General features: G+C 66.7%; 12 protein-coding genes. 3 read left to right on the top strand and 9 right to left on the bottom strand.

From position 1 onward, the window contains the following. Nucleotides 1-70 precede the first annotated feature (70 nt). The 3 genes from VGC56_RS06745 to VGC56_RS06735 all read left to right on the top strand — a co-directional run bounded on the left by VGC56_RS06745 (nt 71) and on the right by VGC56_RS06735 (nt 3,971). Nucleotides 71-1,633 (top strand): toll/interleukin-1 receptor domain-containing protein, encoded by a 1,563-nt coding sequence (locus tag VGC56_RS06745; protein WP_464124120.1) that lies wholly within the window; start codon nt 71-73, stop codon nt 1,631-1,633. Nucleotides 1,634-1,645: 12 nt separating this feature from the next. Next, a complete protein-coding gene (locus tag VGC56_RS06740; RefSeq protein WP_464124119.1) occupies nt 1,646-2,260 on the top strand; it encodes a hypothetical protein in 615 nt (204 codons plus the stop codon). A 145-nt stretch (nt 2,261-2,405) separates the two neighbouring features. Then, nucleotides 2,406-3,971, top strand: a complete 1,566-nt coding sequence (locus VGC56_RS06735; protein WP_464124118.1) for a hypothetical protein — start codon at nt 2,406-2,408, stop codon at nt 3,969-3,971. On the opposite strand, the gene VGC56_RS06730 is transcribed toward VGC56_RS06735, so the two are convergent. The 9 genes from VGC56_RS06730 to mdh all read right to left on the bottom strand — a co-directional run bounded on the left by VGC56_RS06730 (nt 3,928) and on the right by mdh (nt 13,359). Further along, the gene (locus VGC56_RS06730) at nt 3,928-4,506 is read right to left on the bottom strand and encodes a Crp/Fnr family transcriptional regulator (RefSeq protein WP_464124117.1); all 579 of its coding nucleotides are present in this window, start codon (nt 4,504-4,506) and stop codon (nt 3,928-3,930) included. The two genes, VGC56_RS06735 and VGC56_RS06730, sit on opposite strands and share 44 nt — an antisense overlap. Nucleotides 4,507-4,828: 322 nt before the next feature. Further along, nucleotides 4,829-6,223: a dihydrolipoyl dehydrogenase gene (lpdA, locus tag VGC56_RS06725; protein WP_464124116.1), complete on the bottom strand. Its 1,395-nt coding sequence runs from the start codon at nt 6,221-6,223 to the stop codon at nt 4,829-4,831. After that, a complete protein-coding gene (locus VGC56_RS06720) occupies nt 6,210-6,581 on the bottom strand; it encodes a DUF5615 family PIN-like protein (protein WP_464124115.1) in 372 nt (123 codons plus the stop codon). Before VGC56_RS06720 ends, lpdA begins: the two co-directional genes overlap by 14 nt. A gap of 1 nt (nt 6,582) precedes the next feature. Further along, on the bottom strand, nt 6,583-6,822 hold the full coding sequence (locus tag VGC56_RS06715) for a DUF433 domain-containing protein (protein ID WP_464124114.1): 240 nt from the start codon (nt 6,820-6,822) through the stop codon (nt 6,583-6,585). Nucleotides 6,823-6,826: 4 nt separating this feature from the next. After that, entirely contained in the window at nt 6,827-8,122 is a 1,296-nt protein-coding gene (odhB, locus tag VGC56_RS06710; protein ID WP_464124113.1) for a 2-oxoglutarate dehydrogenase complex dihydrolipoyllysine-residue succinyltransferase, read from the bottom strand. Nucleotides 8,123-8,132: 10 nt separating this feature from the next. After that, entirely contained in the window at nt 8,133-10,934 is a 2,802-nt protein-coding gene (locus tag VGC56_RS06705) for a 2-oxoglutarate dehydrogenase E1 component (RefSeq protein ID WP_464124112.1), read from the bottom strand. Between the two features lie 59 nt (nt 10,935-10,993). Beyond that, a complete protein-coding gene (sucD, locus tag VGC56_RS06700; protein WP_464124111.1) occupies nt 10,994-11,878 on the bottom strand; it encodes a succinate--CoA ligase subunit alpha in 885 nt (294 codons plus the stop codon). Nucleotides 11,879-11,887: 9 nt separating this feature from the next. Next, nucleotides 11,888-12,400 (bottom strand): hypothetical protein, encoded by a 513-nt coding sequence (locus VGC56_RS06695; protein WP_464124110.1) that lies wholly within the window; start codon nt 12,398-12,400, stop codon nt 11,888-11,890. Further along, complete coding sequence (mdh, locus tag VGC56_RS06690; protein WP_464124109.1) at nt 12,397-13,359, bottom strand: malate dehydrogenase; 963 nt, start codon at nt 13,357-13,359, stop codon at nt 12,397-12,399. The genes VGC56_RS06695 and mdh overlap by 4 nt, the downstream gene beginning before the upstream one ends. Nucleotides 13,360-13,688 lie beyond the last annotated feature (329 nt).

Genomic DNA, 13,688 nt, shown 5'->3' with positions numbered 1-13,688 from the left:
TGTAGCCGGTCTTTTACTCTTCGCCGAAAGGTGTAGGCTGGCGACTCTAGGCCGCAGGGGGGTGCGGAACGTGGACGAGGGGCAGAGGCGCTACGCCGCCTTTCTGAGCTACAGCCACAAGGACGCGGCGGCGGCGCGCGCGCTTCATCGCCGCCTCGAATCGTATCGTATCCCGCGCCGGCTGGTCGGCCGTGAGGGGGAGCGCGGGCCGATCCCGGCGCGGCTCACCCCGATCTTCCGCGACAGGGAGGAGCTCCCCGCCGCCGGCGATCTCAGCGAAAGGGTGCGCACCGCCCTCGCGGTGTCCGATGCCCTCGTCATCCTCTGCTCCCCGGCGGCAGCGGCATCGCAATGGGTGGCGAAGGAGATCGACACCTTCCGCACCCTCCACCCCGACCGCCCGATCATCGCGGCGATCCTCGACGGCGAACCCGCCGACGCCTTCCCGCTCAACCTCGCGGCGGGCGGCATCGAGCCCCTTGCCGCCGACCTGCGCCCCGGCGGCGACGGCAAGCGCCTCGGCCTCCTCAAGCTCGTCGCCGGCCTATCAGGGGTCCACCTTGACGCCTTGGTCCAACGCGACGCGCAAAGAAGATTGCGCCGCGTGACGGCCGTCACGGCGGCAGCCGTCGCGGCGATGCTAGCCATGGCGATACTGACGGCGGTGGCCCTCACCGCCCGCGCCGAAGCCCAACGGCAAAGAGCGGAAGCGGAAGGACTGGTCGAGTTCATGCTGACGGATCTGCGCACAAAGCTGAAAGGCGTAAAGAGACTGGATATATCCACTGCAGTGAACCACCGGGTTTTCCGCCACTATGCCTCCCAAAACCTGAGGGAACTCACTGACGACGCACTCGAGCGGCGGGCGCGACTTCTTCATCTTATCGGGGAAGACGATCTGGACCTAGGCAAGGAAGACAGAGCTCTCTCCGAATTCCGGGAGGCGGCCCGGACGACCGCCGAGCTGCTGCTCAAGGATCCAGACAATCCTGATCGCATCTTCGCGCAGTCGCAAAGCGAGTACTGGGTCGGCGCCGTGGACTACAATCGCAAGAACTTCGCCGCTGCAAAAAGCGCCTTCGAGCGATACCGCACACTGGCAGAGCATGCGATCGTGCGATCCCCCAAAGCCGAATGGATAAGGGAGGCGGGTTTCGCGGCTGGCAACCTTTGCGTCATCGCTCTGGAGCCTCCGCGAGACGCCGTGGCCGCGCTTCGCCTTTGCAGCGTCGCCCTCAAGCGGATGGAGCAAGCGCAGCGGCTGACGGGCCCTACTCCCGCGGCGGTGGAAGCAGTGCTCAACCGGCACCTTTGGATGATGAAGGCTTGGAACGCGAATGGGCGCTGGGACCAGGTACTCTATCACAAGGCACGGCAGGAAGAGTTGATGGCAGCACTGCTCAAGTCCGACCCCGATAATGTTGATTACCGTGACATTTGGATGCGCGCGCAGTTCGGGATTTCCGAGATAGAGCTTGAAAATGGCCACGTCTCTGAAGCTCAAGAAAGACTCGGCGAGGCAAGAAGAATGGCAGCGGCGCTCCGTTCACACGACTCGAGTAATGAAAATTGGAAACAATGGGAGCTCCGCATCCGACGCGCGAGCGCGAAAGCACACGCAAACCACTCATAGAAAGGAATCAAAATGCCCGCGATTAGCAAAACCCTGCTCAACCAACTTCCAGTCAACGATATACCTGAAGATCTTCCTAGTAATTTCAGACCCGAACAAGTCGTTTACAGAAGGCTAACCAGATTTCCTCATGGAACTCCACGGTACGCCTTCGTCGATGTGCCGACCAAGATCCCGAGCAAAAACTTCACTACGATCGAGGTTTTCGTATCCGACATAGCGAAAAACGGCCACAAACTCAACGATCCTGATATTGAAGAAAACAACTACCTTGATTTAACCATTGGGCGTGATTCGTACATCGTGATTGAGCTAGACCATGCTCTAGGCTGTTATTTCACCACGTCGCTCCACGACGGCAAGCAAGAAGGCATAGCACTTCTGTGGCTTTCTGACGACGATCCGAACCCGCTGTCATACTACGGCCAACTTAAGTATGTAGACGATACCGGAAAGATATATGATGATCCAGCACCGCTATGCCGCATCGCATATTTCGCTGCGAAACCAATTGGCGGCCCCGGCGTGTCGTATGAGCAGCGAATCGCCTACTTCACCGATTGGCCAGGTGGCACCCACCAGTTCGACGATCCGGATATTCGCTTCCCCGGCAATGGTTCCGGGTGAGTAATCAGACCACCCATTTCCGCCTCGCGAAGCGCTCGGGCGGCAAATGCGTTACCACACCCGTTTACGCCCGATTATAACAATAGGATATCTGCCGTCATATTCGGCCGACGAACGCGGGTCGAAAGGAAGCGAAAATTCCGGGATGACGAAATCCACATTGCTCCGCGTTGTCGCCAGAGTGGGTGCCGGCGCCCTCGACGATGCTTGGCGGCTTTTCGTGGAGAGCGGGTTCGCGGATGCATTGGACGACCCGGAAGCTGCCCGAGTGGAGGGCCGTCTCCTGAAAGAGAGAGCTGCCCGCGAGCATGGTTCGAAACGCGAGAATCTGTACCTGAGAGCGGCAGCGGCGTATAAGCGCGGGATTCACGATGGAGCGACCTACCCGCTCATCAACGCAGCCACCCTCTCCCTCCTTGGCGGCGACCCCGCCCAGGCCGCCGCCTACGCCCGCGACGTCCTCACCTCGCTCGACGCTCATCCTGAGGAACCCGAGACGCCCTATTGGCGCGCCGCGACCCGCGCGGAAGCCCTCCTCCTCCTCGATCGCGAGGCCGAAGCCGGCGCCGCCTTCGCCGAGGCCATCGACCTTGCGCCGCAAGCCTGGGAAGACCACGCCTCCACCCTGCGCCAATTCGCCCTGATCCTCGCCGAGCAAGGCCGCGACGCCGCCTGGCTTGAGCGGCACCGCCCGCCGCGGTCCCTCCATTTCGCCGGCCACATGTCGTTCGACGCCCGCGTCGGCCGGCGCGCCCATCTGGACGAGAGCATCGCCGCCATTCTCGAGGAGGAGAAGGTCGGCTTCGGGTACGGCGCGCTCGCCGCGGGGGCCGACATCATCGTCGCCGAGGCGCTGGTCGCGCGCGGCGCCGAGCTCCACGCCGTGCTGCCTGGGGGCGCGGAGGCGTTCGCCGCCGTCTCGGTCGATCCGTTCGGGCGGGGCTGGCGACGGCGCTTCGACGCGCTGCTCAAACAGGCGGCGACCGTCCGCGCCGTCGCTCCCGTGGGCATCGCCCCCGATCGGGAGATGGTCGCGCTCGGCGACGAGATCGCGATGGGCGCTGCGGCGCTGAATGGGCGGCGGCTCGAGAGCGAGGCGCTGCGGCTTGTCGTCCGCCCGAAAGGAGAGGGCGACGGCGCCCCCTCGCGCGCCTCCCGGTGGCGCGAGCGCGTGGTCCCAGCGCCGCGCGAGACCGCCCCGGCCGCCGAGCGCGCGCCGCTCCCGCCCGCGCCGCACCAGCGGCTCGCTTTGCTGACCGTCGCAATTGACCCCATCGCCGGTCCCGAGGCGGCCGCCCGGGCCGTCGCCGCCTTGCCCCTGCCCCGCTTGGCGCCCTATTTCACGGGCCGCGAGATCGTCTTCGCCTACGGGTCGGCGCACGAAGCCGCCGCCGCCGCCCTCCGCCTGGCCGCCGAGGGCGAGAGCGGAGTGGGCGGCCACTATGGCATCGCCGATCCGGTCGCGGACCCATTCGGCAGCGGCGCCCGCATTACCGGAGATGCGGCCGCGCTCGCCGCCGGCGCCGCCGCGTCGGCCCCCGCCGGAACCGTCTGCGTCACCGCCGATTTCGCCGCCGCACTCGCCGCCGCACGGGACGGCGGGATCGATTCCGAACTGGTCGGTGAACTCGCCGCCGCCGGCGCCGATCCGGTTGCCCTCTACGCGCTCAAACCAGCTCCGCCTCGAGCCGCTGCGGCGCCACCACGATAAGGGCGTCGCCGTCCCGCCGCACCAGCCCGCGGCGCAGCAGCGCACTCACCGTTCGCGACGCGGTCTCCCGGGTCGTGCCGACCTTGAGCGCCAGCTGCGAAATGACGGGGGCGGGGCGGATCGCGCGCGCCGGATCGTCGCGCGCCAGCCGCAGCAGTTCGGCGCAGACCCGGCCAGGGGCCGACAGCGTCGCCCGTTCGTACATCCGCGCCGAGGTTGCCCGCAGCCGCTTCAACAGCAGCCTGGACAAGGCAAGGCCGATGCAGCCGTGCCGCTCCGCCAGCGCGACCAGCGCCGCCGTCTCCAGAAGCAGCGCGCGCACCCGCTCGACCGCCACCACATCGGCTTCCTCCTCACCGCCTGGCGCACCGGCCAACGCGCCGAACAGATCGCCCGGGCAATATTCGTGGAGAAGCACGAGCTGTCCGTCGGCGCCGTAGAGCAAAGCGTGGGCGCGGCCCAGCACGAGCAGGAACGCGATCGCCGGCCGATCGCCCTGCCGCAGCAGCACCGATCGCGGCGCATAGCTGTGCACCCGCGCGTGCGCATGAATCTGCGCGGCCGTCTCGGCGGGACAGCCTAGCGCCAGGCCTATGGCCTCGAGGTCGCCCGCTTCGATCGCCGGATCCTCCCGCCCCCAACATGAGCCACGGTGACCGCCCAGGCAAGCTGCTGCGAAGCACGATCGGCCGCCGCCTTCGCCGCCGCCGCGTTCCAGGAAGCGCAGGACGTCGCCGGCTTCAGTACGGATACGACGTGTGAAGACGGTCTCTCGAACGCAAGGCTATGCTCGGGCGCACGGTCTGCAAACCAACCGTCTTCGCGGAGCTCGGCCTGCTGATCGCAGCCAAGAAACCCTAGACGTGGATCGGCTTGCCCGTCACGGCCATCGCCGCTTCCTTGACCGCTTCCGAATGGGTGGGGTGGGCGTGGCAGGTGTAGGCGATGTCCTCGCTGGTGGCGCCGAACTCCATCGCCTGGGCGGCCTGGGCAATCATCGTCCCCGCGACGGACGCGATGATCCAGACGCCGAGCACCCGGTCGCTGCGCGCGTCGGCGACGATCTTGACGAAGCCGTCGGTCTCGCGGTTGGTCTTGGCGCGGCTGTTGGCCATCATCGGGAACTTGCCGACCTTGATCTCGCCATGCGCCTTCGCCTGCTCCTCGGTCAGGCCGACGCCGGCGATCTCGGGGAAGGTGTAGACGACGCTCGGGATGACGTCGTGATTGACGATCCCGACCTGCCCCGCGAGGATTTCGGCGACCGCGACGCCTTCGTCTTCCGCCTTGTGGGCGAGCATCGGCCCGGGCGTCACGTCGCCGATGGCGTAGATGCCGGGGATGGCGGTGCGGAAATCGTGATCGACCTCGATCTGCCCGCGCGTGTTGACCTGGAGCCCCGCCGCTTCGAGGCCGAGGCCGTCGGTGTTCGGGCGCCGCCCGATGGAGACGAGGACGACATCGGCCTCGATCGTCTCGGCCGCGCCGCCCGCGGAGGGCTCGACGCTGAGCCTGACGCCGTCGCCGCTCATCTCGGCGCCGGTGACCTTGGTCGACAGGCGGAACTCGAAGCCCTGCTTCTTGAAGATCTTGTTCGCTTCCTTGCGGACCTCGCCGTCCATGCCGGGCAGGATCTGGTCGAGATATTCGACCACGGTGACCCTCGCTCCGAGCCGCTTCCACACCGAGCCGAGCTCGAGCCCGATGACGCCGCCGCCGATGACGACGAGGTGGCCCGGCACCTTTGGCAGCTCGAGGGCGCCGGTCGAGTCGACGATCCGCTCCTGGTCGATCGCAACGCCCGGCAGCGGCGTCACCGAAGAGCCGGTGGCGATGACGAAGTTCTTCGCGCTATATTCGGTGCCGGCGACGTCCAGCCGGTCCTTGGCGGTAAAGCGGCCGAGGCCCTTCAGCCACGTCACCTCGTTCTTCTTGAACAGGAATTCGATGCCCTTGGTGAGCCCGGAGACCGCCTCCTTGCGCCCGCCGTGCATGGCGTCGAGATCGAGCTCGACCTGGCCGACCTTGACGCCCCATTTGGCGAGCGTGCCGTGGTTCGCCTCCTCGAAAAGCTCGGAAGCGTGGAGCAGGGCCTTGGACGGAATGCACCCGACGTTGAGGCAGGTCCCGCCCAGCGTCTCCCGACTCTCCACGCATGCCGTCTTAAGCCCGAGCTGCGCGGCACGAATGGCGGCCACGTAGCCGCCCGGCCCGGAGCCGATCACGATCACATCGAATTCAGTCTCTGCCATCCTCGACTCCAGGGAATGCCTTCAACCGCTCGCCCTGAGCGGCAATGGTGGTCATATGGTTATCCACGACGCCGCGCTCAATCAGCGCGACGAGGCGGTCGGCGATCGCTTGCGGATTCGCCCTGCTGAGGCGGCTGTAGAGGATGGCGCGAGGCGTGGGAAACCCCCGCCGATAGATGAGGTCTCCGAAATCACGGTCAAACGTGACGAGCACGAGTTCGCCGATGTCGGGACGGGACAGAATGTCTTCATCCTGCGCTCCCGGGCAGGATTCCCTGACCCACTCCACCTCGAAGCCGACCAGCCGCAGATGCCGCACGATGAGCCGGTTCAGGTTCTCATCGGCGAGAAGCTTCAAGTCAGGCGGCGCGCTTCTTAGCCACGGCCTGCTCTTCCGCCACCATCTCCTGGGCGAAGGTGAGAGCGGCCCTGACGTCCTCCGCCGTAATGTGGTCGTAGGCCTCCAGAACGTCCTCCAGCGTACAACCATCGGCAAAGTATTCGAGGATCAGCTCGACCGAGATACGCGTGCCGCGGACCACCGGCTTTCCGCCGAGAATGCCGGGGTCGGAATGAATATGATCGCGCCAGTTCATCATCGCCTCAAAGGTCGATCAGCAGCCTTGTCGGGTCCTCTATAGCCTCTTTCATCCGCACGAGGAAGGTGACGGCCTCGCGGCCGTCCACCAGACGGTGGTCGTAGGACAATGCGAGGTACATCATCGGCCGCGCGACGATCTGCCCGTCTCGAACCACCGGCCGCTCCTCGATACGGTGCATGCCGAGCACGGCCGACTGGGGCGGGTTGATGATCGGCGTCGAGATCAAGGAGCCGAAGACGCCGCCGTTCGAGATGGTGAAGGTGCCGCCGGTCATGTCTGCCATGGTCAGCGTGCCCGCCTTGGCGCGCTTGCCGAAGTCGGCGATGGTCTGCTCGATCTGGGCGAAGCTCAGTTTGTCGGCATCGCGGATGACGGGAACGACGAGGCCGTTCGGCGCCGAGACGGCCACCGAGACGTCGACATAATCGTGATAGACGATCTCCTCGCCCTCGATATAGGCATTGACCGACGGCACGTCCCTGGCCGCCAGCACCGCCGCCTTCACGAAGAAGCTCATGAAGCCGAGGCGGATCTGGTGCTTCTTCTCGAATAAATCCTTGTAGCGGTTCCTGGCCTCCATCACCGCCGTCATGTCGACGTCGTTGAACGTGGTGAGCATCGCCGCACTGTTCTGCGCTTCCTTGAGGCGGCGGGCGACGGTCTGCCGCAGGCGGGTCATCCGCACCCGCTCTTCACGGCGCTCGCCCGAGGCGTGGGGAGCGGCAGGAGCAGCGGCCTGGGCTGGCGGCGGAGAAGGAGGAGGAGGAGGCGTCGGGGCGGGCGCCGGCGCGGCGGCCTTCTGGTCGCGCGCGGCGGCGAGGACATCGTCCTTGGTGAGGCGGCCGTCCTTCCCGGTGCCGCGGATCTTCGACGGATCGACCCCGAGCTCGAGGACCAGGCGGCGCACCGACGGCGACAAGGTGAGGCTGTTCCCCTCCCCGTCCTCATCGTCGCGAACTTCGACATTCTCGCCCGGGCCGTTCGGGTTCACCGGGGTCGAGGGGGGCGGCGCGGCGGCCTGGGGCTGGGCGGCGGGCGCGGGCGCGGGTGCGGCGCCGCTCCCGCTTTCGATCCGCGCGATCAGTGCGCCGACGGCGACCGTATCGCCTTCCTTGACGAGCTGCTCGCCCATCGTGCCCGCGACCGGCGACGGCACCTCCACCGCGACCTTGTCGGTTTCGAGGCTGGCGATCGGCTCGTCGGCCTTCACCGCGTCGCCCGGCTGCTTCAGCCACTGGCCGAGCGTCGCTTCGGTGATCGATTCCCCGAGGGTGGGGACGCTGACATCGGTCGCCATTGCAGTCCTTTTATCCGGCCTTGCGCTGTGGCTCGGCTTCGTGGGTGGAGTGGCCGAGGGCCTCGGCGATGAGATCCGCCTGCTCGCGCGCGTGGCGCTTGGCAAGGCCGGTGGCGGGCGAGGCGGTGGAGGCACGGCCGGCATAGACCGCCCGCTTCGGCTTCGCGCCGGCTTCCGCGAGGCATTGTTCGAGCGGGTCCTCGACGAAATTCCAATAGCCCTGGTTCTTCGGCTCCTCCTGCGCCCAGACGACCTCCTCGAGGCTCGTCATCCGCCGCAGCCGCTCGACCAGCGGCTCGGAGGGGAAGGGATAGAGCTGCTCGACGCGAACGACGGCGGTGTTCGTATCGCCGGCCTTGTCGCGCGATTCCATCAGCTCGTACGCCACCTTGCCGGAGCAGAGGACGAGACGCTTCACGTCCTCGTCGCGCGGACCGTTCAGGTCCGAGAGGATGCGGCGGAAGTGGCTGTCGCCGGTGAACTCGGCCGCGGTCGAGACCGCAAGCTTGTGCCGCAGCAGCGACTTCGGCGTCATGATCACCAGCGGCTTGCGGAAATCGCGGTGCATCTGGCGTCTGAGGATGTGGAAATAATTGGCCGGCGTCGTGCAGTTCGCGACCTGCATATTGTCCTCGGCGCAGAGCTGCAGATAGCGCTCCGGCCGCGCCGAGCTATGCTCCGGCCCCTGCCCTTCGTACCCATGGGGCAGCAGCATGACGAGGCCGTTGGCGCGCAGCCACTTCGACTCGCCCGACGAGATGAACTGGTCGATGATCACCTGCGCGCCGTTGGCGAAGTCGCCGAACTGCGCCTCCCACAGCACCAGGGTACGCGGGTCGGAGAGGGCGTAGCCATATTCGAAGCCGAGTACGCCGAACTCCGAGAGCGGGCTGTCGCGCACCTCAAAGCGCCCGGGGCCGGCGTGGCAGAGCGGGATGTATTTGTGGCCGTCATTCTGGTCGACCCAGACCGAATGGCGCTGGCTGAACGTGCCGCGGCCGCTGTCCTGCCCCGACAGGCGCACCTGCGAACCTTCGTTGACGAGCGACCCGAAGGCCAAAGCCTCAGCCGTCGCCCAGTCGAAGCCGGTGCCGCTCTCGAACATCGCCCGCCGCGCATCGATGATCCGCTGCAGCGTCTTGTGGACAGTCAGCCCGTCCGGGACGGTGGTGAGGACCTTTCCCACCTCCTTGTAGACCGCGTCGGCGATGGCCGTGTCGACGTTGCGGCGGCCGCTCTCCGGCGTGTCGGGACGGCCGAGGCCCGACCAGCGGCCCTCGAACCAGTCGGCCTTGTTGGGCAAATACGATTTCGCCGCGTCGAATTCGCCCTCGAGCTGCGCGGTGAAGGAGGCGACCTGCTTCTCCAGCCAGTCGGGCCCGATCACGCCCTCCTCGACCAGCCGCGCCCCGTAGAGCTCGGACACCGGCGGGTGCTGGCGGATGGCGTCGTACATGAGCGGTTGCGTGAAGCTCGGCTCGTCGCCTTCATTGTGCCCGAAGCGGCGGTAGCACCACATGTCGATGACGATGTCGCGGTGGAAGGCGTGACGGAACTCGATCGCCACCTTGCAGGCGTAGGTCACCGCCTCCGGATCGTCGCCGTTGACGTGGAGGATCGGCGCCTGGACCGACTTGGCGATGTCGCTCGGATAGGGCGATGACCGCGCGAATTGCGGCGAGGTGGTGAAGCCCACCTGGTTGTTGATGATGAAGTGGAGCGTCCCGCCGGTGCCGTAGCCCGGCAGCCCCGAGAAGGCGAGGATTTCGGCGACGATCCCCTGCCCCGCAAAGGCCGCGTCGCCGTGCAGGAGGACGGGGAGCACGGTATTGCCGTGCTCGTCTCCGCGCGCCACCTGCTGGGCCCGCGCCTTGCCGAGCACGACGGGGTTCACCGCCTCGAGATGGCTCGGATTGGGGAGCAAGGAGAGGTGGACCTTGACCCCGTCGAACTCGCGGTCGGACGATGTGCCGAGGTGATATTTAACGTCGCCGGAGCCTCCGACGTCCGCCGGGTTGGTCGCGCCGCCGGCGAATTCGGAGAAGATCGCCCGGTAGGGCTTGCCCAGCACGTTCGCGAGCACGTTGAGACGACCGCGATGGGCCATGCCGAAGACGATGTCCTCGACCCCTCCGACGCCGGCATATTTGATCACCGCCTCCAGCGCCGGGATCATCGACTCGCCGCCGTCGAGACCGAAGCGCTTGGTGCCGACATATTTGCGAGCGAGGAATTTCTCCCACTGCTCGCCCTCGACGACCTTGGCGAGGATCGCCTGCTTGCCCTCGGGGGTGAAGCGGATTTCCGCGTCGCGCCCCTCCATCCGCTCCTGGAGGAAGCGGCGCTCCTCAAGGTCGTTGATGTGCATATATTCGAGGCCGACCTTGCCGCAGTAATTGGCCTGCAGCACCGGCACGATCTGCCGCAAGGTCGCCCACTCGAAGCCGAGGGTGCCGCCGAGATAGATGGGCCGGTCGAAATCGGCGGCGGTGAAGCCGTGCGCCTCCGGCGTCATCTCCGCGGGGAATTCGCGCTTGGAGAGGTGGAGCGGATCGAGGTCGGCGGCGAGGTGGCCGCGCACCCGGTAGGTGCGGATCAGCATCCAGGCGCGGATCGCGTCCTTCGCAGCCTGCTCGACTTCGGCCTCAGTCTTGCCCGCCTGGACGGCCGCCTGCTTCGCCTTGCCGGCGACCGGGGCGATTTCCATTAGCGTTGGGTCGAGGCCGGCATTGACCTCGTCCAACTCGACGAGCGGCCAGTTGGCGCGCGCCCAGCTTGGGCCTTGCTCCCGTTCGCCGCTCAGACCGTCCACTTCACCTACCTCTTCACAATGCTCGTCGGCGCAACGCGCGGGGAGTGCGCCCCTATCCCTCAGCCCTTCAGCAGGGCGGTGAGGGTGGTGCCAAGCTCAGATGGGCTCGGCGAGACCCGAATTCCAGCGGCTTCCATCGCCGCGATCTTGTCCTCGGCGCCGCCCTTGCCGCCCGAGACGATCGCCCCGGCATGGCCCATCCGGCGGCCGGGAGGCGCCGTGCGCCCCGCAATGAAGCCGACGACGGGCTTCGACCGCCCCGCCCGCGCCTCGTCCTGGAGGAACTGCGCAGCTTCCTCCTCGGCCGAGCCGCCGATCTCGCCGATCATGATGATCGACTGGGTCTCAGGATCGGCGAGGTAGAGTTCGAGCACGTCGATGAAGTTGGTGCCGTTGACGGGATCGCCGCCGATGCCGACGGCCGTGGTCTGCCCCAGCCCCTCGTTCGAGGTCTGGAACACGGCCTCATAGGTCAGGGTGCCCGAGCGGCTGACGACGCCGACCGAGCCCTTCTTGAAGATGTTGCCGGGCATGATGCCGATCTTGCACTCGCCCGGCGTCAGCACCCCCGGGCAGTTCGGCCCGATCAGCCGCGACTTGGATGCCGTCAGCGCCCGCTTCACCCGCACCATGTCGAGCACCGGAATGCCCTCGGTGATGCAGACGATCAGCGGCACCTCGGCGTCGATCGCCTCCAGGATGGCGTCGGCGGCGCCGGGCGGCGGGACGTAGATGACGGACGCGTCGGCCCCGGTCGCCTCCCGCGCCTCCTGCACCGTGTCGAACACCGGCAGGCCGAGATGGGTCTGGCCGCCCTTACCCGGCGAAGTACCGCCGACGACCTTCGTGCCGTAGGTGATCGCCTGCTCGGTGTGGAAGGTGCCCTGCTTGCCGGTGAAGCCCTGGGTGATCACCTTGGTTTGCGAATTCACGAGTATCGACATGATGCCATCCTAACGAGGCCCGGCCGCAGCCGCCGGCCGGTCATAAAGCGTCGTCTGGAGGACGACATATTTGGAGTGCGAGGCGACCCAGAGCGTCTTGCGATAGCCCTGCTCGGGAACGTCGATATCCCACCAGCGCGACCAGGGCAGATAGCGGATCGGATGCGCCTTGGGAGTACCTTCGAAGAAGGCGACGGCGGCGTCCTCGATGCGGATCGAGCGCGACGCGACAATGCACTCCGACGCGAGATGCGCGCGATTGCCCGGCTTGAAGTGGGTGAGCGCCACGTAGGTAGACGGCGGCGCCTTCATCGCCACATAGGTGGTCCGGTCCGGCTCCAGATCGCCCCAGCGCAGGTCACGGGCGAATTCGGGAAGTTCCTCCCACCGCACCACCCTGCCCCGCTCGGCCGTGAGGCGAAGGCCGCCCTCGACGCAGGCCTCGCGGTAGACCTGCATCACCTCCGCGCTTTGCGCGTGGGGGGCGGGGACCGCCAGCAAGGCGAAGGCGAGCAGCATCAAGCGAGCGTGCTGTCGATCTTCCTGCAGGCCTCGAGCAGCTCCCGCACCGCCTCGACCGACACTTCGAAATTGGCCTTCGCCGTCTCGTCCAGTTCAATCTCGACGATCCGCTCGACGCCGCCGGCCCCGATGACGATCGGCACGCCGACATAGAGGCCGTCGACGCCGTACTGGCCTTCCAGGTAAGCCGCGGCGGGGAGGACGCGCTTCTTGTCCTTCAAGAAGCTCTCGGCCATCGCGATGGCGCTGGTGGCGGGGGCGTAATAAGCCGAGCCGGTCTTCAAGAGGGCGACGATCTCGCCGCCGCCGCCACGGGTGCGCTTGACGATGGCGTCGATCTTCTCTTGGCTGGACCAGCCCATCTTGATGAGGTCCGGGATCGGGATGCCGCCGACGGTCGAATAAGCCGGCACCGGCACCATCGTGTCGCCATGGCCGCCGAGCACGAAGGCGGTGACGTCCTCCACCGAGACGTTGAACTCCTCGGCGAGGAAGTGGCGGAAGCGCGCCGAGTCCAGCACGCCGGCCATCCCTACGACCCGGTTGTGCGGCAGGCCCGAAAACTCCCGGAGCGCCCAGACCATCGCGTCCAGCGGGTTGGTGATGCAGATGACGAAGCTGTCGGGCGCGTGGGTCTTGATGCCCTCGCCGACCGCTTTCATCACCTTCAGATTGATGCCGAGCAAATCGTCGCGGCTCATTCCCGGCTTGCGGGCGATGCCGGCGGTAACGATGCACACATCGGCCCCGGCAATGTCGGCGTAGTCGGTCGACCCCTTGAGGCTCACGTCGAAGTCGTCGACCGGACCCGCCTGGGCGATGTCGAGCGCTTTCCCCTCGGGCACGCCCTCGACCACGTCGAACAGGACGATATCGCCGAGCTCGCGCATCGCCGCGAGGTGGGCGAGCGTGCCGCCGATCATTCCGGCGCCGATCAGCGCGATTGTCTTTCGAGCCATGAGGCCGCTTGCCAACCTTTCTTGCTTGTCTCGCGGCGGTTCGAAGCAGTCGCCGCCGTCCATGGAGCGCGGCGCCCGATTAGCCGGGTGACCCGCGCGCCGCAACCGCACTCGGGGACCCACATTAAATTGTGCTTGCCGCGGGATGAACGCCGCAACTTGCGGCATTCCCTGTCGTTTTAGGTCTCAGGAAGGGAGCGCTCAGCTGTGTCCCTGGCCGCTCCCGTAACAATGGAGAACAAGATGAAAACGCTGCTTGCGTTCACTGCGGTCGCCGTCGCCCTGAGCGCCGTTCCGGCCGACGCCCGTCACATGCACCGCGCCAAGGC

Origin of the sequence: Allosphingosinicella sp., from assembly GCF_036403745.1 — a bacterium.
GTDB lineage: Bacteria > Pseudomonadota > Alphaproteobacteria > Sphingomonadales > Sphingomonadaceae > Allosphingosinicella.
This window is presented reverse-complemented; position numbering and strand designations above follow the sequence as displayed.